This window comes from Actimicrobium sp. CCI2.3, assembly GCF_035019065.1.
GTDB lineage: Bacteria > Pseudomonadota > Gammaproteobacteria > Burkholderiales > Burkholderiaceae_D > Actimicrobium.
Map to the genome: position 1 here is coordinate 48,747 of NZ_JASJWR010000021.1, position 26,860 is coordinate 75,606.

Here is a 26,860-nt window from a genome sequence, read left to right on the forward strand (position 1 = left end):
AGAAATCACCTTTTTAAGCGCCTATGTCATGCAGGCATCGTTTGCCGACAGATACCAAATGGTAGATTTGTCTTTGCTACCATTACTTTAATGAATGCGCGTCGTCTATTGGCGTGCATTGCGTTGGTTCGGCGGCATCTTCCCGGTCGTGAAATTGCTCCGCCATGGATTGATGTCGAGCCCGCCACGTCGCGTGTAGCGCGCGTAGACTGCCAGCTTGTGCGGTCGGCAACGCGCCAGGATATCCGTGAAAATCCGCTCAACACATTGTTCGTGGAATTCATGGTGTTCACGAAAACCGATCAGATAGCGTAACAGACCTTCCTGATCGATGGCCGCACCGACATAGTGGATCTGCACACTGCCCCAGTCGGGCTGGCCGGTGACCAGGCAATTCGATTTCAGCAGATGCGACACCAGTGTCTGTTCAACCGCGGGTTCATGATGGGCCGCGTGCAGTAACGCGGGGTCGGGAATATAGTCATCGACCTCGATATCGAGCCGGTCAAGCAGCAAGCCATCGAGTTCGCCGAAGCGCAATGTGCCGAACTGATCCGGCAGTGTCAAAGCGATTTGTACCGGCGCGCCAAATCCGCGGGATAGATCGGTACGTAACAGTTCAAGCAACGCATCGCTATCGGCCAGTCGGGTCTGGTTGAAACTGTTCAGGTACAACTTGAAGGATTTCGATTCGATGATGTTGGGCGAATCGGCCGGCACCGTGATCGTGGCCATCGCGATGTGCGGTTTGCCGCGCAGGTTCAGCCACGACACTTCGTACGCATTCCAGATATCGATGCCAAAGAACGGCAACGTGCTGCCGGCACCCAGGCCGAGTTCGCTGCGCTTGTCCTGGCGCGCGATCGCAAACAACAGCGAGGCGTCATAGTGCGACTGATAAGTGGCCGGTTTGCCGAGTGGCGAGGCGTTTGCCGCACGCGGTGCAATGATGGTCGTGGTCATTCGTGTTATCCCAAAAACAGCTTGTAGACCGGGTTCGCGGTTTCATCGTGGAAGCCGTAACCCAGTGTGGCGAGGAAGTCGCGGAAGGCTTTCATTTCTTTTTTCGGCACCTGCAAGCCGACCAGGATGCGGCCGAGGTCGCCACCCTGATTGCGGTAGTGGAACAGGCTGATATTCCAGTTGGGCGCCATGCTGTCAAGGAAACGCATCAGCGCGCCCGGCCGCTCGGGAAACTCGAAGCGGTACAGCAATTCATCGTGCGCCAGTGCACTCTTGCCACCGACCAGATGGCGGATATGCGACTTGGCCAATTCATCCTGACTCAGGTCGAGCGTCTTGAAGCCATGCTTGTCGAACTGGATGGCAATCTTGGCCGACTCGTCGCGATTGGCAATCTGGATACCCACGAAGACATGCGCTTGGGCGGCATCGCTGATGCGGTAATTGAATTCGGTGACATTGCGCGGTCCGACCAGCTCGCAGAATCGCCGGAAGCTGCCGCGCTCTTCCGGGATGGTGACCGCGAAGACCGCCTCGCGTGATTCGCCGACATCGGCACGCTCGGCAACAAAGCGCAGGCGATCGAAATTCATGTTGGCACCGCAAGCGATGGTGATCAGGGTTTCGTTTTTGATCGGCTTTTTGGTCTTCAGCGAGCGTTCGACATAGGCTTTGGCACCGGCCACGGCCAGCGCACCGGCCGGTTCGAGAATGCTGCGGGTATCCTGAAACACATCCTTGATGGCCGCGCAGACGGCGTCGGTATCGACCAGGATGATTTCATCGACCAGCAACTGCGCGATGCGAAAGGTTTCCGCGCCAACCAGCTTGACGGCAGTACCGTCCGAAAACAGTCCGACATCGGGTAGCGTCACGCGCTTGCCCGCCTTGATGCTGCGTGCCATCGCATCCGAATCGGTGGTTTGCACGCCGATGATCTTGATGTCGGGACGCACCGCCTTGACGTAGGCGGCGATCCCGGCGATCAGTCCACCGCCGCCGATGGCGACGAAAATGGCGTGGATGGGGCCGGAGTGCTGGCGCAGGATTTCCATGCCGATGGTGCCCTGACCGGCGATCACGTCGGGGTCGTCGAATGGATGGACGAAGGTCAGTTTGAGTTGCTTTTCCAGTTTGAGCGCATGCGCGTAGGCATCGGTGAACGATTCGCCGAACAGCACGACTTCACCGCCGCGCGCCTTGACGGCATCAATCTTGACTTGCGGCGTCGTGGTCGGCATCACGATCACGGCATGGCAACCGAGCCGGGTGGCGCTCAGTGCCACGCCTTGTGCATGATTGCCGGCCGACGCACAAATGACGCCGCGTTTCATTTGCGCCGGTGGCAAGTGCGCCATCTTGTTGTAGGCCCCGCGCAATTTGAAACTGAACACGCTCTGCATGTCCTCGCGTTTGAAATAAATCCGGTTGCCAATACGCTGCGACAGCGTAGGTGCGAGTTCCAGCGGAGTTTCAACGGCCACGTCGTAGACGCGTGCGGTAAGGATTTTCTGCAGATAGTTGATGGTCATGAGAGCGCTGTCGGAGTGCTGCGTGGTGGATTCGGCCGTGACAGGTGCCGGATCATCACTGCAAATGGGAAATGCTTCGGACCGTCATTATAATGGACGGCCCCCGCCACCTCCGATGTTGATCGTTAGCCAGAAAAGGACACTCTTGATCCCCTTGTCGCACTGCTTGTCCAAGCGGCACCCATGATAGAAACCGCCACACTCTGGCTGCTTGCCGCCATTGCCGCCCCCGCGGTCGGCCTGACATCGGTATTCCTGATCAGCTTTATATCAGCTACCTTGTTGCCGCTCGGTTCGGAGCCGGCCGTGTTTGCGGTGATCAAGGCCAATCCTGCGCTGTTCTGGCCGACGATTCTGGTGGCAACCTGCGGCAATACGCTGGGAGGTGTAGTTGACTACTGGATGGGTTATGGTGCCAAGCAAGCGTTGGCACCGGACGAGTATGGCCGCTGGATGCGCTGGGTCCGGCATTTCGGGGCGAAGACTATGCTGCTGAGCTGGTTGCCGGTGGTGGGCGATCCGTTGTGTACGCTCGGTGGCTGGGCCCGTTTGCCGTTCTGGCCCTGTGTTTTTTACATGGCACTGGGAAAATTTTTGCGCTATCTGGCCGCCACTACCGTATTGCTGACTGTGCCGGACGATTGGTGGCGTCATATTGGCAACTGGTTTTGAATGTTTGCTTCCCCGCGTTCGTGGAAGGGTGTTCAAGTCTGGTGCAGCGCAATACGCTAAAATGCTTTTTTAGAATCCTGCAGGCAATTATTCGATGAACGCTCCGGCGCAAATTCAATCCCTCATCGCAGACAGCGGCCATGCTGCCGCGTCACGACTGCGTGAAATTCCGTACAACTACACCTCGTTTTCCGACCGCGAGATTGTCATCCGCCTGCTCGGTGAAGATGCGTGGAACTTGCTCGACGAATTGCGCGGTGCCCGCCAGACCGGCCGTTCGGCCCGCATGCTCTACGAGGTGCTAGGCGATATCTGGGTCGTACGGCGCAATCCCTATTTGCAAGACGACCTGCTCGACAATCCGAAGCGCCGTCAGGCGCTGGTCGATGCACTGAACCATCGTCTGGGCGAAGTCGACAAGCGTCGCATCACCACCGATCTGGCGGAAGCGGGCGATGCGGTCGCAACGCGCCGCAGTGCCAATGTCGAAGCGCTGCTGCGCGCGGCGCGCAAGGCGGTCGCGGATTTTGGCGAAGAATTCAAGCGCACCTATGATTTGCGCAAGCGCACCAACAAGGTTTTGTCGCGTTACACCCAAAAAGACAACATCAAGTTCGATGGCCTGTCACGCGTCTCGCATGTCACCGATGCGACCGACTGGCGCGTCGAATACCCGTTTGTTGTCCTCACGCCAGACTCCGAAAATGAAATGGCCGGTCTGGTCAAAGGCTGCATCGAACTCGGACTGACCATCATTCCACGCGGCGGCGGCACCGGTTACACCGGCGGTGCGATTCCGCTGACGCCGATGTCGGCCGTCATCAATACCGAAAAACTCGAACAGCTCGGTGCCGTCGAAATGACGCGCCTGCCGGGTGTCGAGCGCGATTACGCGACGATTTATTCCGGCGCTGGCGTGGTTACCAAGCGCGTTTCTGATGCGGCCGAAAAAGCCGGCTTCGTGTTCGCCGTCGACCCGACCTCGGCCGAAGCTTCCTGCATTGGCGGCAACGTCGCCATGAATGCCGGCGGCAAAAAAGCCGTGCTGTGGGGTACCGCACTCGACAACCTCGCCAGCTGGAAAATGGTCGATCCGAATGGCGACTGGCTCGAAGTCACCCGCATCGGCCACAACCTGAGCAAGATCCACGATGCGCCGATGGCGACCTTCGAGCTGGTCTGGACCCATCCGGCCGAACACGGTGTCGTCACTGCGCCATTCAAGACCGAGACGCTGAACATCCCCGGCCGCTCATTCCGCAAGGAAGGTCTCGGCAAGGACGTCACCGATAAATTCCTGTCCGGCCTGCCGGGTATCCAGAAAGAAGGCTGCGACGGGTTGATTACGTCGGCCCGCTGGATCCTGCACAAGATGCCCAAGCACACGCGCACCATCTGCCTTGAGTTTTTCGGGCAGGCGCGCGAAGCGATTCCGTCCATTGTCGAAATCAAGGACTACCTTGACGGCGAGACCCGCAAGGGCGGCGCCATCCTTGCCGGCCTCGAGCATCTCGACGAGCGCTATTTGCGTGCGGTCGGTTACGCCACCAAATCCAAGCGCGGCGTGTTGCCGAAAATGGTGCTGTTCGGCGATATCGTCGGTGACGATGATGTGGCCGTCGCGCAAGCGGCCTCCGAAGTGGTGCGCATGGCCAACAAGCATGTCGGTGAAGGCTTTGTTGCCGTCAGCCCGGAAGCGCGCAAGAAGTTCTGGCTGGACCGCGCCCGCACTGCCGCCATTGCCCGTCACACCAATGCCTTCAAGATCAATGAAGATGTCGTCATTCCATTGAACCGGATGGGCGAATACACCGACGGCATCGAGCGCATCAATATCGAGCTGTCGATCAAGAACAAGTTGCAGCTGGTCGAAGCCCTGAGCGAATTTTTCGAGAAGGGCAATCTGCCGCTGGGCAAGAGCGACGACGGCGACGCGATTCCCCCGGCCGAAATGCTGGAAGACCGCGTCACCGAAGCGCAAGCGCTGCTCGATAAGACCCATGCGCGCTGGACCTACGTGCTGGCCAACCTCGACCGTCCGCTGGTCGATGCCAAGGACGAGCTGGTCGCGCTGGGCTTGCAAAAATTGTCGGCGGCGTTCGATGAACGTCTGCTGCAGCAACCTGCCGCCACCGTATTCGACCTGGCGCAAGACCGTACCATCCGTATCTCCTGGAAAGCCGAAGTGCGTGCGCCGTTGCGTCTGTCGTTTAGCGGTGCGGCCTTCAAGCCCATCCTCGACGAATGCAGCGCGGTCCACAAACGCATCCTGCGCGGGCGCGTCTTCGTCGCGCTGCACATGCATGCCGGCGATGGCAACGTGCACACCAATTTGCCGGTCAATTCCGACCACTACGAAATGCTGCAGGATGCCCACGCCGCTGTCGCGCGGATCATGATCCTGGCGCGCTCACTCGATGGCGTGATCTCCGGCGAGCATGGCATCGGCATCACCAAGCTGGAGTTTTTGACCAACGACGAGATCAAGGATTTCCGCGCCTACAAGATGCGCGTCGATCCGGAAGGGCGCTTCAACAAGGGCAAGATGATGGACTTGCCGGGCATTGATGCCGACTTGCGCAATGCTTACACGCCGTCGTTCGGCCTGATGGGTCACGAGTCGCTGATCATGCAGCAAAGCGATATCGGCGCGATCTCGACGAGCATCAAGGATTGCCTGCGTTGCGGCAAATGCAAACCGGTCTGCGCCACGCATGTCCCGCGCGCCAACCTGTTGTACTCGCCGCGCAATAAAATCCTCGCCACCTCGCTGCTGGTCGAAGCCTTCCTGTACGAAGAACAGACTCGGCGCGGCATCTCGATCAAGCACTGGGAAGAGTTCGAGGATGTCGCCGACCACTGCACGGTCTGCCATAAATGCCTGACGCCGTGCCCGGTCGATATCGACTTCGGCGAAGTGTCGATGAACATGCGCAACCTGCTGCGCAAGATGAACAAGAAGTCCTTCAATGCCGGGACGACCGCGTCTATGTTCTTCCTCAATGCGACCGATCCGGCGACCATCAACGCGACCCGTCAGGTCATGATCGGCTGGGGCTACAAGGCCCAGCGCCTGGGTAACGACATCCTGAAAAAGTTTGCCAAAAAGCAGACCAAGGCACCGCCATCGACCCACGGCAAAGCGCCGATCCGCGAACAGGTCATCCACTTCATCAACAAGAAGATGCCGGGTAATTTACCGAAGAAAACCGCACGCGCCTTGCTTGATATCGAAGACGACAAGATCGTCCCGGTGATCCGCGATCCGAAGAACACCACGGCCGATACCGAAGCGGTGTTTTATTTTCCGGGCTGCGGTTCGGAGCGGCTGTTCTCGCAAGTCGGACTGGCCACGCAAGCGATGCTATGGCATGCCGGCGTGCAAACCGTGCTGCCGCCGGGTTACCTGTGTTGCGGTTATCCGCAGCGCGGGTCGGGCGATTTCGACAAGGCCGAAAAAATCATCACCGACAACCGCGTGCTGTTCCACCGGATGGCCAACACGCTCAATTACCTCGACATCAAGACCGTCGTGGTGTCGTGCGGCACCTGCTATGACCAGTTGCAGGGCTACGAATTCGAGAAGATTTTTCCGGGTTGCCGCATTATCGACATCCATGAATTCCTGCTCGAAAAGAACGTCAAGCTCGAAGGCGTCACCGGCACGCGCTACATGTATCACGACCCTTGCCATAGCCCGATGAAATTGCAGGACCCGCTGAAAACCGTCAACAGTCTCATCACGACGATTGACGACCAGAAGATCGAAAAGAATGATCGCTGCTGCGGCGAGTCCGGTACGCTGGCGGTGGCCCGGCCTGACATCTCGACCCAGATCCGCTTTCGCAAGGAAGAAGAAATGGTCAAGGGCGTCGACAAGGTCCGCGCCGATGGCTTCACCGGCGAGGTCAAGATACTGACCAGTTGCCCTTCTTGCCTGCAGGGTCTGTCGCGCTACGATGAAGATTCCGGCACCGATGCCGATTACATCGTCGTCGAAATGGCACGTCACATCCTCGGTCCGAACTGGTTGCCCGAGTATGTCGCCCGGGCCAATGCGGGCGGCATCGAACGGATTCTGGTGTAGCCGTGACGACGACCGTGCCCGCTTGCGAATTGTGCGATACCGATGGCGGTGAAGTCATCGTGCGCAACGACCACCTGCGCGTCGTGCTGGTCGACGACGCCCGCTATCCGGGTTTCTGCCGCGTGATCTGGAACGCGCATGCGGCCGAATTGACGGACCTGCTGCCGGCCGATCGCAGCATGTTGATGATGACCGTCTGCAAGGTCGAAACGGTGTTGCGGCAAGTGATGACGCCGCACAAGATCAACCTCGCGGCGCTGGGCAACATGGTGCCGCATCTGCACTGGCATGTGATACCGCGCTTCATCGATGATGCGCATTTTCCGGCACCGGTCTGGGCCGAAGCGGTACGCGTACCGACGACCTCATCAATAGCCGCGCGCCGTGCGTTGTTGCCCGCGTTACGTCGCGCGCTTGTGCATGCCTTGCATGCCTGACCTTTAACTTTTTCCGGATAACTTATTCATGACAGGCTCCAAGCAATCCCCACCAAAAGTCAGCCCGACCGGACTGACCGTGCACCGCAAGTCCCGCCTGCTGGAAATCGGTTTCAACGATGGCCAGAATTTTTCCTTGCCGTTTGAATTGCTGCGCGTGTATTCGCCGTCGGCGGAAGTGCGCGGCCACGGTCCCGGCCAGGAAACGCTGCAGACTGGCAAGCGCGATATAGATATCACCGCGCTTGAGCCGATCGGCAACTATGCGGTCCAGGCGCAGTTTTCAGACTCGCACGACACCGGCATTTATTCATGGGAGTATCTGCACTGGCTGGGCGAGAACCAGCCCGCTTTGTGGGATGACTACATGGCGCGATTGCATGCTGCCGGTCATGAAGGCGAAAGCGGTCGCGACCTGGTCGCTGCCCCCAAAAAAGCCTCGGGCAAAAGTTGCGGGTAGGATGGGGCTCGGTTTCATCGAGCTCACGCGGCGCACGGCCGAGCCCACTCCACGATATTTTTATTCGGATTAGTCCATGACCAACACCACCCACTTCGGTTATCAAACCGTCGACGAACAAGACAAGGTCCATAAAGTCGCCGAAGTATTTCATTCGGTCGCCGCCAAGTACGATGTGATGAACGACCTGATGTCGGGCGGGCTGCATCGTCTCTGGAAGGCGTTCACGATTGCGCAGGCAGGCATCCGCCCCGGCTTCAAGGTGCTCGATATCGCCGGTGGCACGGGCGACCTCGCAAAGGCATTTGCGGCCAAGGCCGGCTCGACCGGCGAAGTCTGGTTGACCGACATTAACGAATCGATGTTGCGGGTCGGGCGCGACCGGCTCTTGAACAACGGCTTGTCGACCCCAACATTGTTGTGTGACGCCGAGAAGTTGCCGTTTGCTGACAACTACTTTGACCGGGTCAGTGTGGCGTTTGGCTTGCGTAACATGACGCACAAGGATGCTGCCCTGACCGAAATGCACCGGGTACTCAAGCCCGGTGGAAAGCTTCTGGTACTGGAGTTTTCCAAGGTCATGCCAGCGTTGCAAAAACCGTATGACGTATATTCGTTTTCAGTGTTGCCATGGCTGGGCCAGCGGATTGCCGGCGATGCCGCCAGCTACCGCTATCTGGCCGAGTCGATCCGGATGCACCCGGATCAGGAAACGTTGAAAACGATGATGCAGGAAGCCGGTTTCGGCCGGGTCGATTACTTTAATCTCACAGCAGGTGTGGCAGCACTCCACACTGGAATCAAATTCTAGGGGCACCACATGAAAAAATATTTGCTGATAATGATGCTGGCCTTCGGCGCGCTGTCGATGGTAGCAACCGAGGTCGCAGCCAAGCGCATGGGCGGTGGCGGTTCGTTTGGCCGTCAATCACAAGGCGTGAGCCGGCAAGCGCCGAGCCAGTCTTCGCAAGCGGCAAGCCAGGCGCGTCCTGCCACGCCGGCAGCAGCACCGGGCGTGACGCCGCCGAAGCCAGCCAGTCCTTGGCGCGGCATGCTGGGCGGCGCGTTGCTCGGGCTGGGTCTCGGTGCGATGCTGTCGCACTTCGGTCTGGGTGGCGCGATGGCCAGCATGATCAGTACGTTGCTGATGGTGGGCTTGCTGGCTGCTGCGGCGTTCTTCATTTACGGCATGTTCAAACGCAAGACCGATAACGGTAGCAAGCCGGGTTATGCCGGCGGCTACGATGCTGGCAGTAACAACAACAGCAGCAGCAATTACACGCCGGAAATCGGTTCGCGCATCGAGCCTCTCTCACAACCGGCAGCACTGCAATCGGTACCGCTGGCCAGCGGTGCGGCGGCGGTACCGTTCGGCGTACCGGCTGACTTCGATGTGCCAGGTTTCCTGCGCAATGCAAAGACGTATTTCATCCGTCTGCAAGCCGCTTGGGACAAGGCTGACATCAACGACATCCGTGAATTCACGTCGTCGGAAATGTTTGCCGAACTGCGCCTGCAAATCCAGGAGCGCGGCGCGTCGGTCAATGTCACTGACGTGGTCAGGATTGATGCCGAACTGATGGGTGTTGAAACCGTTGGCGGCGATTATCTGGCCAGCGTGAAGTTCTCCGGCCTGATCAAGGAATCCGAAAATGCACCGGCCGAACCGTTCGCCGAAGCCTGGAATCTGTCGAAATCGACCACCGGCCAAGGTGGATGGGTACTGGCTGGTATCCAGCAATTGTCCTGATTGATTAGTGTCCGGTCGGCAAAACCGCTTACCGCCCGCAAACTGCTAAACTCGAACCGCCCGTGTATGGTCACTGGCGGTTTTTTTTATTGACGATGACACTCTCTCCACTCCCCCACGTTGCACCCGCCGCCATCAATCACTTGCTGGCTTCCGAATCCTGGGCGCGTACCCGACTCATCGCGCACGCCGGCAAGGTTGCCTGCTTTGACCTTGGCTTGTTCGCGCTGGCCTTGCAGATCGAACCGGATGGCTATGTCAGCGCCGCCGCCGAAGGCGCTGTCGCCAGCGTGACGATCCGTATCAAGCCCGCGGACTTGCCACTGATTCTGGCTAACCGGACACGGGCTTTTTCGTTTGTCAGCATCGACGGTGACGCCGATCTGGCCAACACGATTTCGCAACTGAGCCAGTCGCTGCGCTGGGAGGCCGAGGCCGACCTGAGTCGACTTGTTGGCGATGTCGCCGCGGTAAGGCTGGTCGCCGGCGCGAAGTCGCTGGTGCAGACCATAACCAGCACCCAACAAAAACTGGCCGAAACCACTGCCGAATATTTTCTGGAAGAGAACCCGATGTTGATGCGCCCGCAAGCGGTACGAGAATTTGCCACCGACGTGGCGCGCCTGCGCGACGACGTCGAACGCATGGCCAAACGCATCGCGCGCCTGAAAGGGCGGGCGCAATGAGTTTATTGAGCTTCAAGTTCCTGCGGGTTCTCAAAATTGCCCGGGTCGCCATCAAGTACGGACTCGACGATATCGCGATGTCGGGGCTGAAAATCCCGCGCACCGCCAAGCTGATTGACACCCTGATTTTCTGGCGTGACATCTCGGCACCGCGCGGCGAACGGCTGCGTCGTGCACTCGAAGAACTCGGTCCGATCTTCGTCAAGTTCGGCCAGGTGCTGTCGACCCGGCGCGACCTGATGCCGGCCGATATCGCCGAAGAACTGACCAGCCTGCAAGACCGCGTCCCGCCATTCGATTCCGAGCTGGCGATTGCGCAAATCACCAAGTCACTCGGGGCCCATCCGTCGGAACTGTTCGCCAGTTTCGACCGGGTTCCGGTGGCTTCGGCCTCGATCGCGCAAGTGCACTTTGCGGTGCTCAAGGATGGCCGCGAAGTCGCGGTCAAGGTGCTGCGTCCGGGCATGAAAAAATCGATTGATGAAGATGTCGCGCTGATGCATGTGGCGGCCGGTCTGGTCGAACGCTTGTGGGCCGATGCCAAGCGACTCAAGCCGCGTGAAGTCGTCGGCGAGTTCGACAAATACCTGCACGATGAACTGGACCTGATGCGCGAAGCAGCCAATGGCAGTCAGTTGCGTCGCAATTTCGCCGACTCGACCCTGCTGATGGTGCCGGAGATGATGTGGGATTACTGCTCGTCGGCGGTGATCGTGATGGAGCGCATGAAAGGGGTGCCGATCTCGCGCATCGACAAGCTGCTGGCCGCCGGTGTCGACATGAAAAAGCTCTCCAGTGATGGCGTCGAAATCTTTTTTACGCAGGTGTTTCGGGATGGCTTCTTTCACGCTGACATGCATCCGGGGAACATCCTCGTGTCCATCGAACCGGCCACGCTGGGCCGTTACATTGCGCTCGATTTCGGTATCGTCGGTACCCTCAATGACTTCGACAAGGACTACCTGTCGCAAAATTTCCTGGCGTTTTTCCGGCGTGATTACAAGCGCGTCGCCGAAGCGCATATCGAATCCGGCTGGGCACCGAAAGAAACCCGTGTCGATGAACTCGAATCGGCGGTGCGTGCCTGTTGCGAACCGATCTTCGACCGGCCATTGAAAGACATCTCGTTCGGCCAGATTCTGTTGCGCCTGTTCCAGACCTCGCGTCGCTTCAATGTCGAAGTGCAGCCGCAACTGGTGCTGCTGCAAAAGACCTTGCTCAATATCGAAGGGCTGGGCCGTCAGCTTGATCCCGATCTTGACCTGTGGAAAACGGCCAAGCCTTACCTCGAACGCTGGATGACCGAGCAGATCGGCTGGCGTGGACTGGTCGAGCGTCTCAAGGCCGAAGCGCCGCATTACAACAAACTGTTGCCGCAACTGCCGCGCATGGTGCATCAGGCGCTAGCGCAGGTTGCCCAGCCCAACGAAGATAACAAGGTCTTGCTGGTGGCCTTGCTGGCCGAACAGCGTCGCACCAATCGGTTGATCAGTACCGTCGTGTATTTTTCGGCCGGGCTGATCGGTGGCGTGTTGCTGTTGCGCTTTGTCGGACGCTGGCTGCTCTGGTCGTTCTGATGGCGACGCCGCATTTCACCGAACGCGATCCGCTGGCACCGGGTTTCTGGAACGAGCGTTTCGAGCAGCAATTCACGCCGTGGGATCAGGGTGGTGTACCGGCCGAACTGAGACGTTTCGTGGCGCAATCGCCGACACCATTGACGACGCTGATACCCGGTTGCGGCATGGGCTACGAAGTGCGTCATCTGGCGCAAGCTGGCTGGCCCGTGACGGCGATCGATTTTTCACCGGCAGCCGTGGCGATGGCGCAAGCCGCACTCGGTGACTATGCCGGGCATGTGCAGCAAGCGGACTTTTTCAGTTTTGAGCCAGCGCAAACTGTGGACTTCATCTATGAGCGAGCATTCCTGTGTGCGATGCCGCGCGCGCGCTGGAGCGCGATCGTCGCGCAATGGGCGGCACTGCTGGCACCCGGTGCGCTGCTCGGAGGATTTTTCTTTTACGACGATGCGCCCAAAGGTCCGCCATTCGGGGCCGACCGTGCCGCGCTGGATGCGCTGATGCTGCCGTATTTTGTATTGATCGAGGAGGTGCCTGTCGGGGACTCGATTGCGGTATTCGCCGGCAAGGAACGCTGGCAGTTATGGCAGCGGCGCTGAAGCATTGATTTACTAACGGCAATACCAACTTTCGCTATAATCCAGGAGCTGTTTTTCTCATCCACATTGCGCCCAAGGACCCGCCATGCACGCCCTCATCTGGTTTGTCATTCTCTACTGGGTGGTCTCGGTCGGCATCGGTCTGTATGCGGCGCGCTATGTCAAGAACTCCAGGGATTACGCGCTGGCCGGTCGCGCACTGCCGATGTCGGTGGTCACGGCAACCGTGTTTGCCACCTGGTTCGGTTCGGAAGCCGTACTCGGCATCTCATCGACCTTTGTCAAGGAAGGCTTGCGTGGCGTGATCGCCGACCCGTTCGGTTCCTCCATGTGCCTGATTCTGGTCGGTCTGTTCTTCGCCCGCCCGCTGTACCGGATGAACCTGCTGACCATAGGCGACTTCTACCGCAACAAGTTCGGCCGTGCGGTCGAGGTGCTGGTGACGCTATGCATCGTGATCTCGTATCTCGGCTGGGTGGCGGCGCAGATCAAGGCGCTTGGTCTGGTCTTCTATGTGGTTTCCGGTGGTGCCATCCCGATGGATGTCGGCATGCTGATCGGTGCGGGCAGTGTGCTGGTCTACACGCTGATGGGTGGCATGTGGGCCATCGCGGTGACCGACTTCCTGCAGATGATCATCATCGTGCTCGGCATGCTCTACATTGGCTGGGAAGTGTCGGCGATGGCTGGCGGTGCCTCGGTGGTGGTGGCACATGCGGCCAACGCCGGCAAGTTCGATTTCTGGCCGGCACCGACGTCGCGCGAGGTACTGTGGTTCGGCGCGGCATGGATCACGATGATGCTGGGCTCGATTCCGCAACAGGACGTGTTCCAGCGGGTCGGTGCCTCGAAGAATGAAAAAATCGCCGGCCGGGCCTCCATGCTGGGCGGCGTGATGTACTTCTGCTTCGCCTTCATCCCGATGTTTCTGGCCTACTCGGCGACCCTGATCGACCCGCAAATGGTGATCGCTCTGATCGACAAGGACCCGCAGCTGATCCTGCCAACGCTGATCATGACCAAGGTGCCGCTGATCGCGCAGGTGATGTTTTTTGGCGCGCTGCTGTCAGCCATCAAGAGCTGCGCCAGCGCGACGCTGCTGGCACCGTCGATCACCTTCACCGAAAACATCTTGAAGGGTCTGTTGCCGGTGCAGACCGACAAACAGTTTTTGCTCGGCATGCGCATCGTGCTGGTGGTTTTCACGGTGATCGTCACCGCTTTCGCGCTGCACAGCCAGTCGAGTATCTACAAGATGGTCGAGAACGCCTACAAGGTGACGCTGGTGGCGGCCTTCGTGCCGCTGGCGCTGGGGTTGTACTGGAAACACGCGACGCGACAAGGTGCGCTTGCCTCTATTCTCTTCGGGCTGTCGTCGTGGTTGCTGCTGGAATGGTTGGCACCGGATGGTTACTGGCCGCCGCAACTGGTCGGTGTCATGCTGAGCCTGGCCGCAATGCTGCTAGGGTCGTTGCTGCCACAGGTGAGCCGCGCGCCGGTAGCCGTGCAGCGGGGCTGATGTTTGAACGGCGTTGACTTGCCGCAATCCTCGCCGGTTCACCCCTGAAACCCTCTATAATCCAGTCTTTTGATCGCTCTCAGTCAGGGATTTTTTCATGCCGATTTATGCGTACCGCTGCGAAGCGTGTGGTTTTGCCAAAGATGTACTGCAAAAGATGTCCGATCCAAAATTGACTGATTGCCCGGAATGCGGCAAAGACACGTTCAAAAAGCAACTGACGGCCGCCGGCTTTCAACTCAAGGGTACCGGTTGGTACGCGACAGATTTTCGTGGTGGTGCCGGTACCAATGTGCCACCGGCCGCGCATGCAGAGCCGGCCAAGTCTGGCGAAACGCCTGCTGCAACGCCCGCGCCGGCGACTCCGGCTGTCGCTGCGGCACCTGCCAAGTCCGATACGGGCGGCGGTACGCCGTCGGCAACCTGATTTTTTGCTACGCCACTGCGGTGGCAACAAGGCCAGCTCATCATGCTTCGTAAATATTTCGTCACCGGATTGCTCATCCTGGTCCCGCTGGCAATTACGCTGTGGGTCATCAATCTGATCATCGGCACGATGGATCAGTCCTTGCTGCTGCTGCCGGTGCGCTGGCGTCCGGAAGTGCTGTTCGGTTTTGCGATACCCGGCCTCGGTACTATCCTGACCTTGCTGATCATCTTCGTGACCGGGCTTGCGACGCGCAATTTTGTCGGTAGTCATGTCGTGATCTGGTGGGAGCTGCTGCTGACCCGCATTCCGGTAGTCAACTCGATTTACTCCAGCGTCAAGCAAGTCTCGGATACCTTGTTGTCGTCGTCCGGCAATGCCTTTCGCAAGGCCGTGCTGGTCGAGTATCCGCGCCGCGGCAGCTGGACCATCGCCTTCCTCACCGGCGTGCCGGGCGGCGATGTGCGCAACCATCTGGTGGGCGATTTCATCAGTATCTATGTACCGACCACGCCGAATCCGACCTCGGGATTTTTCCTGATGGTGCCGCGTGACGAGACGATCGAACTCGACATGACAGTCGACGCCGCGCTCAAGTACATCGTTTCGATGGGAGTCGTCGCTCCCGAGCATTTCGAAAAAAAAATCATCATTGATCCTGCCAAGGGTGCGACCTGAAGCCTGCGGGCAGCGGTCAAACACGGCAGACACCTGAACAACTGAAACACTGAATACGGAAACCGAACATGTCCATGCGAACTCATTATTGCGGCCTCACCACTGAGGCGCTCCTCGGTCAAACTGTCAGCCTGTGCGGCTGGGTCCATCGCCGACGCGACCACGGTGGCGTCATTTTCATTGACTTGCGCGACCGCGAAGGACTGGTGCAAGTCGTCTGCAATCCGGAGCAAGCCGAGGTTTTCAGCACTGCCGAAATCGTGCGCAATGAATTTTGCATGCGCGTCACCGGCGTGGTCCGCCTGCGTCCCGATGGCACCGCCAACAGCAACCTGCCATCGGGCAAGATCGAAGTCTTGTGCGAGCAGCTCGAAGTCCTCAATCCATCGGTCACGCCGCCATTTCAGCTCGACGACGACAACCTCTCCGAGACCACCCGCCTGACCCATCGCGTGCTGGACCTGCGTCGTCCGCAGATGCAGAACAACCTGCGTCTGCGCTACAAGGTGACGATGGAAGTGCGCAAGTTTCTTGATCAGCACGGCTTCATCGATATCGAGACACCGATGCTGACCAAGTCGACGCCGGAAGGTGCGCGCGATTATCTGGTGCCGTCACGCGTCAATGCCGGTCAGTTCTTTGCGTTGCCGCAGTCGCCGCAACTATTCAAGCAATTGCTGATGGTGGCGAACTTTGATCGGTACTACCAGATCGTCAAGTGTTTCCGCGATGAAGATTTGCGTGCCGATCGTCAGCCTGAATTTACCCAGATCGATTGCGAAACCTCGTTCATGAATGAACAGGAAATCCGAGATTTGTTTGAAGGCATGATTCGCCTGGTCTTCAAGAACGCGCTTGATATCGACTTGCCGAACCCGTTCCCTGTGATGCCGTACTCGGAGTCGATGGGCCTGTACGGTTCCGACAAGCCCGACATGCGCGTCAAGCTGGCCTTCACCGACCTCACTGAAGTGATGAAGGATGTCGACTTCAAGGTCTTCTCGGGCGCTGCCAACATGCTGGGTGGTCGGGTCGTGGGTATGCGCGTGCCGGGTGGCAGCGCCATGCCGCGCTCGGAAATCGATGCCTACACCCAGTTCGTCGGCATCTATGGTGCCAAGGGGTTGGCCTATATCAAGGTTAATGAAATCGCCAAGGGCCGCGAAGGTTTGCAATCGCCGATCGTCAAGAACCTGCATGACAGCGCGCTGCAAAGTATTCTTGCGCTAACCGGTGCCCAGGATGGCGACCTGATTTTCTTCGGTGCCGACAAGGCCAAGATCGTCAACGATGCAATCGGTGCGTTGCGGGTGAAGATCGGCCATTCTGATTTGGGCAAAAAGAATGACTTGTTCGATGATGTCTGGAAACCGTTGTGGGTCGTTGACTTCCCGATGTTCGAATACGATGAGGAAGGCGATCGCTGGCATGCCGCGCACCATCCGTTCACGGCACCGAAAGACGGTCACGAAGACTTCCTCGAAACCGATCCGGGCAAGTGCATTGCCAAGGCTTACGACATGGTCCTCAATGGCTGGGAACTTGGTGGTGGTTCGGTCCGTATCCATCGCGCCGAAGTCCAGAGCAAGGTATTCCGTGCGATGAAGATCGACGACGACGAAGCGCAACTCAAATTCGGCTTCCTGCTCGACGCCTTGCAATACGGTGCGCCGCCGCATGGCGGACTGGCCTTCGGCCTCGACCGTATCGTCACGATGATGACCGGTGCCGATTCGATTCGCGACGTGATCGCCTTCCCGAAAACCCAGCGTGCACAATGTTTGCTGACCCAGGCACCGTCGCCGGTCGACGAGAAGCAATTGCGCGAACTGCATATCCGTTTGCGTGCGGTGGAGCCTGTCATCAAGGGGTAACCTGCAAAAAGTATGTTTCAGGGCATAATAAAAAGGCGCGTATTTTCGCGCCTTTTTTTTGAATAATCCGATGACCACACCCCAATTCAAGATCCCCGAATCCGTCCTCGTCGTCATCCATACCGCCGATCTTGAGGTGCTACTGATCCAGCGCACCGACAAGGCCGGTTTCTGGCAATCCGTGACCGGTTCCAAGGATGCCCTCGACGAACCATTGGCCTTCACCGCAGAACGCGAAGTGGCCGAAGAAACCGGCATCTTCATCAGCGCAGCCGGCGCACCGTCACCGGCCGACCTGCGTGACTGGCAGCTGGAAAACCTCTACGAAATCTACCCGGTCTGGCGGCACCGCTATGCGCCCGGCATCACGCGCAATACCGAACACGTGTTCAGTCTGCAGGTGCCACGCGATATCGTCGTCACTTTGTCCGCTCGCGAACATACAAGCTACCAGTGGCTACCGTATCATCAGGCAGCTGATTTATGCTTCTCTCCGTCAAATGCCGAGGCCATCTTGCAACTGCCTGAACGGCTGCGCTCACCGGAGTCTCCAGGGCCCACATGAAAATCCGTATTGCCACTTACAACATCCACAAGGGTGTGTCGTCGTTTGGCAGCAAGCCGCGTATCGTTGCCCTCAAGCAGGCACTGGCGACGATGCAGGCCAATGTCTATTTTTTGCAGGAAGTGCAGGGCCGCCATGACGTGCTGGCAGCGCGCCACACGGCATCGTGGCCGGGCCAGGCCCAGCATGAATTTCTTGCGGGCGATTCGTACCAGGCCGCCTACGGGATGAACGCGGTCTACGACCACGGTCATCACGGCAATGCGCTGCTAAGCAATTTGCCGATTGCCTCCTCGCGTAATCAGGATGTGTCGGATCACAAGTACGAATCGCGCGGCATCCTGCATTGCGTGATCCACCTCGACGCGCTGCCGGTCCATTGTTACGTGATTCATCTCGGTCTCTTCGCCGGTGGCCGCCGCCGCCAGGCTGAAGCATTGATCGAGGCCGTGCTGGATTCGGCTCCACCGGGTGCGCCGGTCATCATTGCCGGTGACTTCAATGACTGGGGCAACCACCTCAGTGAAGCGCTGCGCACCCGGCTTGGCGTGACCGAGGTGTTCGACGAACGCACGCCCAGCGTTGGCATGGGCAGTTTTCTGCGGCGTCTGCGCGGACCGAATGCGAAGATTCAGCCGGCGCGCACCTTCCCGGCGATGCTGCCATTCCTCCAGCTTGACCGGATTTACGTGCGCGGGTTCAGCATCGAATCGGCCGAAGTGCTGCATGGTGCGTTGTGGGCAAGATTGTCGGATCACGCGCCCATCCTGGCGACGTTGCAGCTGAAATGAGGCCGAGACAATGCGCGTGCGTCCGGTAGGTCTGGTCGCTGGCAACCAGTTACGCCTGCTTGAGTGCGGTGCCGAATTTTTCCCTGCCCTGATCGCGGCGTTCGATGCCGCCAAAGTGGAGATCCACCTCGAGACCTACATGTTTGCCGACGACCAGACTGGCGTGAGCGTCAAGGCTGCGCTGCTGCGTGCGGCCGCTCGTGGTGTGGCGGTGTACGTGATCACGGACTGGATCGGTACCGGCCGGGTGCAATCGGTGCGGCTCGACCGTGACCTGCGTGCCGGCGGTGTCCACCATCGCAGTTTCAATCCGTGGTTTCGTCGTGGCCTGGCGCGTACTCATCGCAAGCTGTGTGTGGTCGACCGCAATCTGGCTTTCATTGGCGGCCTCAATATCAACGATGACATGATCTCGGATGACGCAGCGCGCATTGTGCTGCCGGAGCCGCGCTGGGACTTTGCCGTCGAGATCCACGGTCCGCTGGTCAGGCTGATGCATCTGGAAATCGAAGCGCAATGGTTGCGCATGGGTAGATTGAAACTGCTGACGCGTTGGGGCTTGTTTCGCGAGACCCGTTCCGCGCGCGAGGCCGGCAACGGCGGCGGTGCGCTGGCAGGACTGGTGATTCGCGATAACCTGCGCAACCGGCGCACGATCCAGCGGGTGACGTTGCAGGCGCTGCGCAGCGCGCGCTCCAGTGCAATCCTGTCGACGCCGTACTTTGCCCCGGGCCGGAAATTGCGCGAAGCATTGTCACAAGCGGCAGCGCGTGGCATTGACGTGACCTTGCTGCTCGGTGTCGGTCAGTTTCGCATGCAGGATGCGGTGGCCCGTTCGTTCTATCCCAAGCTGTTGCAATGCGGCGTCAAGGTGGTGGAATTCCGGCGCACCCAGTTGCATGCAAAAGTGGCGGTGGTGGACGATGACTGGGCCACGGTCGGTTCCAGCAATTACGATGGACTGAGTCTGTTCCTGAACCAGGAAGCCAATATCGTGATCCGCGACGTCCCTTTCACGGAGCAATTGCGTGGCCTGATCGAAGAGGCGGTCCGAGACGGCACCACCATCGCGCCCGAGGATTTTGCCCATGTCGGACGGCTCCAGCGCATCTGGTATGGTGCCGCGTACTTCTGTTATCGCAGCTTGCTGCGCATCGCTACGCTCGGGCGTTATTCCTGAGCGTGTGCTTGCGTGTCAGATTTTTACCCACGCACCCTTGTAAATGATTGGCCCGGTTGGCCCGTTCGGGTTAGGTGAACCGCCTTTGGGCTCCAGCGAGACCGCCAGCAGCGGGATCGCCTCCGGCGTCAGACCGGGAGCCAGCGGCAACGTGATCGTGCCATCGGCAGCCAGCAGACCGAGCGAGCGCGGTGCGCCGGTAGTTGGCACGGCCCACAATTGCAGGCTCTTGTCGGCGGCCACGTCCTGGCGATTGACCAGTTTGATGGTGACCTCGCGACGCAGCGGATCGCCGGTTGCCAGTGCCACCGGCATCGACTTGTCATCGGTCAGCATCGCCACATACGTGGTGGCTGGCATGGACTGGTCGACTTGTTTGGTCAGCAGCATGCCCACCAGAACGGTCGCCAGGGCAGTCGACACCAGCCCTAGCCCGCGCCAGAAAGCCAGATCGTTGCGCAGGCTGCGCCAGAATGCCATCCGGTCAGTGCGGGTGCCAGTATCGGTCGTTGCGAGCTGGAGCCGGCTGGCGAGCGTGGTCCAGACTTGCGGTGAGGGTTGCGCCGCCGGGGCGAGTTCGGCCATCGGATGCAGCCGGTCCTGCCATTGGGCAACGCAGCGACGCAGCACCAGGCTGTCCGTCAACAGGGCTTCAAAGCGGCGTCTGGCACCGCCCTTGAGCGTGCCGAGTACATATTCGGCGCTCAGCCGTTCTACCAGTTTTTCATTGTCGATAATGTTCATGCGTCTTCCAGCTTGCTCAGACAGACGCGCAAGCGCTCCAGTCCCCGGCGAATCCAGGTTTTCACGGTGCCAATCGGCAGTTTCATGTGTTCGGCGACTTCGCTATGCGACATGTCGTGATAAAAAGCCATCGCCACAGCTTGCCGGTGCAGCCCTTCCAGACGCGACAGGCAGCCTGCCAGTGCGGTCGATGCCTGCGACAACTGCAACGCGGCCAGTGGCGTCAGGTCACTACTTTCCATGGCATCCATGACGTCCTTGTCAAAGGTGTCTGCATCGAGCTCGACCATGTGGTCGGCCCGGCGCAGCATGTCGAACGCCTTGTTGCGGACAATGGTGGTCATCCATGTCATCGGCGCGGCCAGACTGGCCTGATAACTCGCGGCATTGTTCCAGACACTGACGAAGGCTTCTTGCAGTACCTCTTCGGCCGATTCCCGCTTGATCAATATACGCAATGCAAAGCCAAACAGTTTCGACGAGGTGGCATCGTAGAGTGCCCGAAAGGCGTTCGCATCTTTGCGTGCCACGGCGGCAAGCCAGATTTTCAGTTGTTGGGGGTCGGGGGATGACAAGGTGGAGTCCGTGTAAAAGTGGGCGCTTGAACTGGTCGGTGCATGTCCGGTGAAGCTGGTATTGAAACGGTCATGTTCCCTGCTATTTTTTCAAGAGTGTATCGCATGATTTGCCGGGAGCCGCTCTGGTTGAAACAGGATTTAAATACAGGCTTTACAATCGGGGTCCTCCTCACTTACCGCTCACTTCATGCTTAGCGCATCCGTCCGCATCGACAAATGGCTGTGGGCAGCCAGATTTTTCAAAACCCGTTCGCTGGCGACCGATGCCGTCGATAACGGCAAGGTGCGTCTCAACGGTGCCCGTACCAAGCCCGCACATAGCGTCAAGCCGGGCGATCTGCTGGTCATCCACAACGGCACGACCGAATGGGAAGTCGGCGTGCTCGCACTGGCCGAAGTGCGCGGATCGGCCGACATCGCGCGGACCTTGTATGCCGAAACCGAGCCCAGCATCGCCCGTCGCGCCAACGATGCCGAACAGCACAAGCTCTATCGCGAGCCGGGCACGACCATCAAGGGACGGCCCACCAAACGCGACCGGCGTGCGCTCGAGCGCAGCAGTTCCTAGCAACTTCTGACCCGAACACTGTCGTTTGTATAGAACGGCGGCTCTAAGTTCTCTCTTTACTTTCACTTCGTCGTGCATAATAGTACGAACGTACGATTTTTGACGTCGGTCGAATTCGCGACAAGGCAGTAGCAACGCAGTAGCACCTCAATGACAGGCACACCCGTGGCAACCAATAGCACCGAACCATCCACCCGATTCATGCGCAAAGGCGAACTCACCCGCGCCGCCATCCTTGATGTCGCCCTCGACTTATCCAGTCGGGACGGCCTCGAAGGGCTGACCATCGGCCTGCTGGCCGACAAGATGAACATGAGTAAATCGGGCGTCTTTGCCCACTTCGGTTCGCGCGAGGATTTGCAGATCGAAGTCCTGAAGCTGTACCACCATCATTTCGAGCAGGAAGTGTTTTACCCCAGCGTGAAAGAAGCGCGCGGACTGCCTCGCCTCAAGGGCATGTTCGCGCGCTGGGTCAAGCGTGTCACGGTCGAGATCGCCTCGGGTTGCATCTACATCAGCGGGGCGGTCGAATACGATGACCGTCCGGGTGCCATCCGCGAAGAACTCGAAGCGATGGTGCTGGCGTGGCAAACGGCGCTGTTTCGCTGCGTCGAGCAAGCCACCGAGATGGGCCATTTGCGCGCCGATACCGACCCGCAGCAAATGGTGTTTGAAATGTACGGCCTGATTCTGGCGTTGCATCACGACGCCCGTTTCATCAAACGTCCCGGCAGCGTCGAACGGGCCCAGCTGGGTTTCGAACGACTGATGCAGAGTTACCAGAATGCCGCGCCGCCAGCACCGGGCGCAAACGAACAATCACCTCCCGCTGTCACCTAGACAGCCTGAACAACATTCCCATCCAGGAGAACACCATGGGCCAGTACATCGCACCGTTACGTGACATGCAATTCGTTTTACATGAACTGCTGCAAGTGGAAGACGAACTCAAAGCCATGCCCAAGCATGCCGAGACCAACCGCGAACTGATCGACCAGGTGCTGGAAGAGGGCGGCAAGTTCACCTCGCAAATCCTGTTCCCGCTGAATCATTCGGGCGACCGCGAAGGCTGTCACCTCGATAAAGTCACGCATGAAGTGACACCACCAAAAGGCTTCAAGGCGGCCTATAAACAATATGTCGAAGCCGGCTGGCCGTCGGTCTCGTGCGACCCCGAATACGGCGGTCAAGGCTTGCCGCTGGTGGTCAATAACTCGTTCTACGAAATGATGAATTCGGCCAATCAGGCCTGGACCATGTACCCCGGCCTGTCGCACGGCGCGTATGAATGCCTGCACGAACACGGTACGCCGGAACAAAAAGCGCTGTATCTGCCCAAGCTGGTCTCGGGCGAATGGACCGGCACCATGTGCCTGACCGAATCGCATTGCGGCACCGACCTCGGCATGCTGCGCTCGAAGGCCGAACCGCAAGCCGATGGCTCGTTCAAGATCACCGGCGGCAAGATTTTCATTTCGGCCGGCGAACACGACATGTCGGAAAACATCATCCACCTGGTGCTGGCGCGCTTGCCGGATGCACCGGCTGGCACCAAGGGGATCTCGCTGTTCGTCGTGCCAAAATTCCTGCCGAATGCCGATGGGTCGGTTGGCGCGCGCAACCCGATTTTCTGCGGCGCGATCGAAGAGAAGATGGGTATCCACGGCAATTCGACCTGCCAGATGAACATGGACGACGCCACCGGCTGGCTGATCGGCCAACCGAACAAGGGCTTGAACGCGATGTTCGTGATGATGAATGCCGCCCGTCTTGGCGTTGGCATGCAATCGCTCGGCCTGACCGAAGTGGCGTTCCAGAACGCGCTGGTGTACGCCAAGGACCGTCTGCAAATGCGCAGCCTGACCGGCGTCAAGGCACCTGAAAAAGCCGCTGATCCGATCATCGTCCATCCCGATGTACGCCGCATGCTGCTGACCGCCAAGGCCTATGCCGAAGGCGGGCGCGCGTTCAGTTCGTATGTCGCGCTGCAGATCGACAAGGAACTCAATCATCCCGATGAAGAAGTGCGCAAGGATGCCGCCGACGAAGTCGCGCTACTGACGCCGATCATCAAATCCTTCCTGACCGACAACGGCTGGATCGCCACCTCGGAAGCACTGCAGGTCTACGGCGGCCACGGCTTCATCGCCGAATGGGGCATGGAGCAGTACGTGCGGGATTCGCGCATCAACATGATTTACGAAGGCACCAACACGATCCAGTCACTCGATTTGCTGGGCCGCAAAGTGCTGATGGATAACGGCGCCAAGCTGCGCAAGTTCGGCGCGAAAGTACAAGCCTTCGTCGAAGAAAATGGCACCGATGAAGCGATGTCCGAATTCATCACGCCACTGGCTGACCTCGGCGACAAGGTCACCAAGCTGACGATGGAAATCGGCATGAAGGCATTCCAGAATCCCGATGAAGTTGGTGCTGCCGCGGTGCCGTATCTGCGCGTGGTCGGGCACATGGTGTATGCGTACTTCTTTGCCCGCATGGCCAAGATCGCGCTGGAAAAACAGGATGGCGGTGACAAGTTCTATCAATCGAAACTGGGGACGGCGCGCTTCTATTTTGCCCGCCTGTTGCCCGAGACGGCGATGCTGATCCGTCAGGCACGTTCCGGTAGCGCCAACCTGATGGCGCTCGACGCCGACCTGATCTAAGCAGGGTTTTCAACAAGTTCACCAGCCGCGTCCGGCTTTCCGGGTCCGGATGCGGCGGCATTTCAAGGATTCCAATCATGTCCAATTTCATCGTCAAAAAAGTCGCCGTCCTCGGTGCCGGCGTCATGGGTGCGCAGATCGCTGCGCACTGCATCAATGCGCGTGTCCCGGTTGTGCTGTTTGATTTGCCCGCCAAAGAAGGCATCAAGAATGGCATCGTCCTGCGCGCCATCGAGAACCTGAAAAAACTCAGCCCTGCGCCATTCGGCAACAAGGATGACGCCGCACTGATCGAAGTCGCCAACTACGAAGACAACCTCGACCTGCTGGCCGGTTGCGACCTGATCATCGAAGCCATCGCCGAGCGCATGGACTGGAAGCACGACCTCTACAAGAAGGTCGCGCCGCACATCGCGCCGAATGCGATCTTCGCCTCGAACACCTCGGGCCTGTCGATCACGGCCTTGTCGGAAGGCTTCGATGCCGAACTCAAGGCACGCTTTTGCGGCGTGCATTTTTTTAACCCGCCGCGCTACATGCATCTGGTCGAACTGATCCCGACGGTGGCGACCAAGCCGCTGATCCTCGATCAGCTCGAGGGCTTCCTCGCTTCGACATTGGGCAAAGGCGTCGTGCGCGCCATCGACACACCAAACTTCATCGCCAACCGTGTCGGCATCTTCGGCATGCTGGCAACCATCCACGAAGCCGACAAGTTCGGCCTGTCGGTCGATGTCGTCGATGACCTCACCGGTGCCAAGCTCGGTCGCGCCAAATCGGGCACCTTCCGCACCTCCGATGTGGTCGGTCTGGACACGATGGGTCACGTCATCAAGACCATGCAGGACCACCTGAAAGACGACCCGTTTTACAGCACCTACGCGACACCGCCGCTGCTGGCCAAGTTGATCGAGCAGGGCGCTTTGGGACAAAAAGCCGGTGCCGGTTTTTACAAAAAAGTGGGCAAGGACATCCTGCGCATTGATGCCGCCAGCGCGACCTATGTCGCCGGTGGCGGCAAGGTCGACGATATCGTTGCACGCATCCTGAAAGAGAAAGATCCCGCCAAGCGGATGAAGGCGTTGCACGACTCGACCAATCTGCAGGCGCAATTTCTGTGGGCGATTTATCGCGACGTGTTTCACTACATTGCGATCCATCTGGAATCGATTGCCGACAATGCCCGCGATGTCGATTTTGCGTTGCGCTTCGGTTTTGGCTGGAACCTCGGACCGTTTGAAACCTGGCAAGCCGCCGGCTGGCAGCAGGTCGCGACCTGGGTCAAGGAAGACATCGACGCGGGCAAGGCACTGAGCGCCGCGCCGTTGCCGGCCTGGGTATTCGATGGCCGTACCTGCGTGCATGCCGAAGACGGTTCGTACTCGGTTTCGCGCAAGACAAATATCGGCCGCTCCGAACTGGCGGTGTATCAGCGTCAGGCCTTCCGCGCACCCGTGCTCGGTTCGGGCGCAGTCGATGGCCGCACTGCGGGAACCACCGTCTTTGAAGACGAGTCGGTACGCATCTGGCATCAGGGTGACGAGGTCCTGATCCTGTCCCTGAAAACCAAGATGCATGTGATCGGTGCGGGCGTCATCGCCGGTCTGGCGAAAGCCATCGCCGAAGCCGAAGCCAACTACAAAGGCCTGGTGATCTGGAACGCCGATGCAGCCGAAGGCGGCGCGTTCTCGGCCGGTGCCGACCTGCAATCGATGCTGCCGCTATTCATTTCTGGCGGCATCAAGGCAATCGAACCGGAAGTGGTCAAATTGCAGCAGGCCCATCAGGCGCTGAAGTACGCCAACGTGCCGGTTGTCGCGGCGGTCTCGGGACTTGCGCTCGGTGGCGGTTGCGAACTGATGCTGCACGCGGCCAAACGGGTTGCGTCGATCGAGTCGTACATCGGTCTGGTCGAAGTCGGCGTCGGCTTGATCCCGGCCGGTGGCGGCTTGAAGGAAGCCGCACTGCGCGCCGCGGCCGATGCCAAAGGCACCGACTTGCTGCAATTCCTGAAAAATTACTTCATGCATGCGGCCACCGCCGCCGTGTCGAAGTCGGCGCATGAAGCGCAAAAAATGGGCTACCTGACAGCGACCGACGTGATCGTTTTCAATGCCTACGAATTGCTGCATGTGGCCAAGGTCGAAGCCCGCGCGATGTTCGATGCCGGCTATCGCGCACCGATGCCGTCGCTGGTGCCGGTGGCCGGACGCTACGGCATCGCGACCGTGTCGGCCCAGCTGGTCAACATGCGCGACGGGGGCTTCATCTCCGCGCATGACTACAAGCTCGGCACGATGATCGCCGCCATCGTCTGCGGTGGTGATGTCGACGAAGGCAGTCTGGTCAATGAACAATGGCTGCTCGACCTCGAGCGCAAGGCGTTCATGGAACTGCTCAATCATCCGAAGACCCAGGAACGCATCATGGGGATGATGCAGACCGGGAAACCAGTCCGGAACTAAGACGCGCAGCAGGGCGCAGGCCACCGGCCGCGCCCTGCT

Annotated in this window: 24 protein-coding genes; 20 read left to right on the forward strand and 4 right to left on the reverse strand. The window is 59.1% G+C overall.

Features of this window, described 5'->3' with window-relative positions; translation table 11 throughout:
* Positions 1-105: 105 nt before the first annotated feature.
* Both queF and ilvA read right to left on the reverse strand, forming a co-directional pair.
* Positions 106-963 (reverse strand): NADPH-dependent 7-cyano-7-deazaguanine reductase QueF, encoded by an 858-nt coding sequence (gene queF / locus QN370_RS12795; protein WP_322126208.1) that lies wholly within the window; start codon positions 961-963, stop codon positions 106-108.
* 5 nt (positions 964-968) lie between these two features.
* Complete coding sequence (ilvA, locus tag QN370_RS12800) at positions 969-2,561, reverse strand: threonine ammonia-lyase, biosynthetic (protein ID WP_322127195.1); 1,593 nt, start codon at positions 2,559-2,561, stop codon at positions 969-971.
* Positions 2,562-2,678: 117 nt separating this feature from the next.
* Between ilvA and QN370_RS12805 the strand changes: the two genes are divergently transcribed.
* From QN370_RS12805 to QN370_RS12880, 16 genes are all read left to right on the forward strand, one after another.
* Positions 2,679-3,167 carry a YqaA family protein gene (locus tag QN370_RS12805; protein ID WP_322126209.1) on the forward strand — a complete coding sequence of 163 codons (489 nt, stop codon included), beginning with the start codon at positions 2,679-2,681 and terminating at the stop codon, positions 3,165-3,167.
* 94 nt (positions 3,168-3,261) lie between these two features.
* Positions 3,262-7,254, forward strand: a complete 3,993-nt coding sequence (locus tag QN370_RS12810; protein ID WP_322126210.1) for an FAD/FMN-binding oxidoreductase — start codon at positions 3,262-3,264, stop codon at positions 7,252-7,254.
* A gap of 2 nt (positions 7,255-7,256) precedes the next feature.
* Positions 7,257-7,691 carry an HIT family protein gene (locus QN370_RS12815; protein WP_322126211.1) on the forward strand — a complete coding sequence of 145 codons (435 nt, stop codon included), beginning with the start codon at positions 7,257-7,259 and terminating at the stop codon, positions 7,689-7,691.
* Positions 7,692-7,719: 28 nt separating this feature from the next.
* The gene (locus tag QN370_RS12820) at positions 7,720-8,151 is read left to right on the forward strand and encodes a DUF971 domain-containing protein (RefSeq protein ID WP_322126212.1); all 432 of its coding nucleotides are present in this window, start codon (positions 7,720-7,722) and stop codon (positions 8,149-8,151) included.
* A gap of 76 nt (positions 8,152-8,227) precedes the next feature.
* Entirely contained in the window at positions 8,228-8,962 is a 735-nt protein-coding gene (gene ubiE / locus QN370_RS12825) for a bifunctional demethylmenaquinone methyltransferase/2-methoxy-6-polyprenyl-1,4-benzoquinol methylase UbiE (RefSeq protein ID WP_322126213.1), read from the forward strand.
* Positions 8,963-8,971: 9 nt separating this feature from the next.
* Positions 8,972-9,901 (forward strand): Tim44-like domain-containing protein, encoded by a 930-nt coding sequence (locus QN370_RS12830; RefSeq protein ID WP_322126214.1) that lies wholly within the window; start codon positions 8,972-8,974, stop codon positions 9,899-9,901.
* 95 nt (positions 9,902-9,996) lie between these two features.
* Complete coding sequence (locus QN370_RS12835; RefSeq protein ID WP_322126215.1) at positions 9,997-10,587, forward strand: ubiquinone biosynthesis accessory factor UbiJ; 591 nt, start codon at positions 9,997-9,999, stop codon at positions 10,585-10,587.
* 5 nt (positions 10,588-10,592) lie between these two features.
* Positions 10,593-12,164, forward strand: a complete 1,572-nt coding sequence (ubiB, locus tag QN370_RS12840; RefSeq protein WP_322127196.1) for a ubiquinone biosynthesis regulatory protein kinase UbiB — start codon at positions 10,593-10,595, stop codon at positions 12,162-12,164.
* Entirely contained in the window at positions 12,164-12,766 is a 603-nt protein-coding gene (locus QN370_RS12845) for a methyltransferase domain-containing protein (RefSeq protein ID WP_322126216.1), read from the forward strand. Before ubiB ends, QN370_RS12845 begins: the two co-directional genes overlap by 1 nt.
* A gap of 85 nt (positions 12,767-12,851) precedes the next feature.
* Positions 12,852-14,285 (forward strand): sodium:solute symporter family protein, encoded by a 1,434-nt coding sequence (locus tag QN370_RS12850; RefSeq protein ID WP_322126217.1) that lies wholly within the window; start codon positions 12,852-12,854, stop codon positions 14,283-14,285.
* Positions 14,286-14,382: 97 nt separating this feature from the next.
* Complete coding sequence (locus QN370_RS12855; RefSeq protein WP_322126218.1) at positions 14,383-14,712, forward strand: FmdB family zinc ribbon protein; 330 nt, start codon at positions 14,383-14,385, stop codon at positions 14,710-14,712.
* Between the two features lie 42 nt (positions 14,713-14,754).
* On the forward strand, positions 14,755-15,390 hold the full coding sequence (locus QN370_RS12860; protein ID WP_322126219.1) for a DUF502 domain-containing protein: 636 nt from the start codon (positions 14,755-14,757) through the stop codon (positions 15,388-15,390).
* A 68-nt stretch (positions 15,391-15,458) separates the two neighbouring features.
* Positions 15,459-17,264 carry an aspartate--tRNA ligase gene (gene aspS / locus QN370_RS12865; RefSeq protein ID WP_322126220.1) on the forward strand — a complete coding sequence of 602 codons (1,806 nt, stop codon included), beginning with the start codon at positions 15,459-15,461 and terminating at the stop codon, positions 17,262-17,264.
* Positions 17,265-17,334: 70 nt separating this feature from the next.
* Entirely contained in the window at positions 17,335-17,829 is a 495-nt protein-coding gene (nudB, locus tag QN370_RS12870) for a dihydroneopterin triphosphate diphosphatase (RefSeq protein WP_322126221.1), read from the forward strand.
* Positions 17,826-18,620, forward strand: coding sequence for an endonuclease/exonuclease/phosphatase family protein (locus tag QN370_RS12875; protein ID WP_322126222.1), 795 nt, complete (start codon positions 17,826-17,828; stop codon positions 18,618-18,620). Before nudB ends, QN370_RS12875 begins: the two co-directional genes overlap by 4 nt.
* A gap of 16 nt (positions 18,621-18,636) precedes the next feature.
* Positions 18,637-19,800, forward strand: coding sequence for a phospholipase D-like domain-containing protein (locus QN370_RS12880; RefSeq protein ID WP_416172128.1), 1,164 nt, complete (start codon positions 18,637-18,639; stop codon positions 19,798-19,800).
* 15 nt (positions 19,801-19,815) lie between these two features.
* Here QN370_RS12880 and QN370_RS12885 read toward each other — a convergent pair whose 3' ends face one another.
* Entirely contained in the window at positions 19,816-20,544 is a 729-nt protein-coding gene (locus tag QN370_RS12885; RefSeq protein ID WP_322126224.1) for an anti-sigma factor domain-containing protein, read from the reverse strand.
* Positions 20,541-21,119 (reverse strand): sigma-70 family RNA polymerase sigma factor, encoded by a 579-nt coding sequence (locus QN370_RS12890; RefSeq protein WP_322126225.1) that lies wholly within the window; start codon positions 21,117-21,119, stop codon positions 20,541-20,543. Before QN370_RS12890 ends, QN370_RS12885 begins: the two co-directional genes overlap by 4 nt.
* A gap of 190 nt (positions 21,120-21,309) precedes the next feature.
* On the opposite strand from QN370_RS12890, the gene QN370_RS12895 reads away from it, so the two are divergent.
* The 4 genes from QN370_RS12895 to QN370_RS12910 all read left to right on the forward strand — a co-directional run bounded on the left by QN370_RS12895 (position 21,310) and on the right by QN370_RS12910 (position 26,821).
* Complete coding sequence (locus QN370_RS12895) at positions 21,310-21,690, forward strand: RNA-binding S4 domain-containing protein (RefSeq protein ID WP_322126226.1); 381 nt, start codon at positions 21,310-21,312, stop codon at positions 21,688-21,690.
* 201 nt (positions 21,691-21,891) lie between these two features.
* Entirely contained in the window at positions 21,892-22,530 is a 639-nt protein-coding gene (locus tag QN370_RS12900) for a TetR/AcrR family transcriptional regulator (protein ID WP_322127197.1), read from the forward strand.
* 35 nt (positions 22,531-22,565) lie between these two features.
* Positions 22,566-24,356 (forward strand): acyl-CoA dehydrogenase C-terminal domain-containing protein, encoded by a 1,791-nt coding sequence (locus tag QN370_RS12905; RefSeq protein WP_322126227.1) that lies wholly within the window; start codon positions 22,566-22,568, stop codon positions 24,354-24,356.
* Positions 24,357-24,433: 77 nt separating this feature from the next.
* Positions 24,434-26,821, forward strand: coding sequence for a 3-hydroxyacyl-CoA dehydrogenase/enoyl-CoA hydratase family protein (locus QN370_RS12910; RefSeq protein ID WP_322126228.1), 2,388 nt, complete (start codon positions 24,434-24,436; stop codon positions 26,819-26,821).
* Positions 26,822-26,860 lie beyond the last annotated feature (39 nt).

What these genes read in the sequence shown, in the direction of transcription:
- QN370_RS12855 (WP_322126218.1), top strand. Translation starts at nt 14,383, where the DNA reads ATGCCGATTTATGCGTACCGCTGCGAAGCGTGTGGTTTTGCCAAAGAT.
- QN370_RS12810 (WP_322126210.1), top strand. Translation starts at nt 3,262, where the DNA reads ATGAACGCTCCGGCGCAAATTCAATCCCTCATCGCAGACAGCGGCCAT.
- QN370_RS12845 (WP_322126216.1), top strand. Translation starts at nt 12,164, where the DNA reads ATGGCGACGCCGCATTTCACCGAACGCGATCCGCTGGCACCGGGTTTC.
- aspS (WP_322126220.1), top strand. Translation starts at nt 15,459, where the DNA reads ATGTCCATGCGAACTCATTATTGCGGCCTCACCACTGAGGCGCTCCTC.
- QN370_RS12905 (WP_322126227.1), top strand. Translation starts at nt 22,566, where the DNA reads ATGGGCCAGTACATCGCACCGTTACGTGACATGCAATTCGTTTTACAT.
- QN370_RS12875 (WP_322126222.1), top strand. Translation starts at nt 17,826, where the DNA reads ATGAAAATCCGTATTGCCACTTACAACATCCACAAGGGTGTGTCGTCG.
- QN370_RS12900 (WP_322127197.1), top strand. Translation starts at nt 21,892, where the DNA reads ATGCGCAAAGGCGAACTCACCCGCGCCGCCATCCTTGATGTCGCCCTC.
- QN370_RS12835 (WP_322126215.1), top strand. Translation starts at nt 9,997, where the DNA reads ATGACACTCTCTCCACTCCCCCACGTTGCACCCGCCGCCATCAATCAC.
- QN370_RS12860 (WP_322126219.1), top strand. Translation starts at nt 14,755, where the DNA reads ATGCTTCGTAAATATTTCGTCACCGGATTGCTCATCCTGGTCCCGCTG.
- QN370_RS12805 (WP_322126209.1), top strand. Translation starts at nt 2,679, where the DNA reads ATGATAGAAACCGCCACACTCTGGCTGCTTGCCGCCATTGCCGCCCCC.
- queF (WP_322126208.1), bottom strand. Translation starts at nt 963, where the DNA reads ATGACCACGACCATCATTGCACCGCGTGCGGCAAACGCCTCGCCACTC.
- ubiE (WP_322126213.1), top strand. Translation starts at nt 8,228, where the DNA reads ATGACCAACACCACCCACTTCGGTTATCAAACCGTCGACGAACAAGAC.
- QN370_RS12820 (WP_322126212.1), top strand. Translation starts at nt 7,720, where the DNA reads ATGACAGGCTCCAAGCAATCCCCACCAAAAGTCAGCCCGACCGGACTG.
- nudB (WP_322126221.1), top strand. Translation starts at nt 17,335, where the DNA reads ATGACCACACCCCAATTCAAGATCCCCGAATCCGTCCTCGTCGTCATC.
- QN370_RS12830 (WP_322126214.1), top strand. Translation starts at nt 8,972, where the DNA reads ATGAAAAAATATTTGCTGATAATGATGCTGGCCTTCGGCGCGCTGTCG.
- QN370_RS12885 (WP_322126224.1), bottom strand. Translation starts at nt 20,544, where the DNA reads ATGAACATTATCGACAATGAAAAACTGGTAGAACGGCTGAGCGCCGAA.
- QN370_RS12895 (WP_322126226.1), top strand. Translation starts at nt 21,310, where the DNA reads ATGCTTAGCGCATCCGTCCGCATCGACAAATGGCTGTGGGCAGCCAGA.
- QN370_RS12910 (WP_322126228.1), top strand. Translation starts at nt 24,434, where the DNA reads ATGTCCAATTTCATCGTCAAAAAAGTCGCCGTCCTCGGTGCCGGCGTC.
- QN370_RS12850 (WP_322126217.1), top strand. Translation starts at nt 12,852, where the DNA reads ATGCACGCCCTCATCTGGTTTGTCATTCTCTACTGGGTGGTCTCGGTC.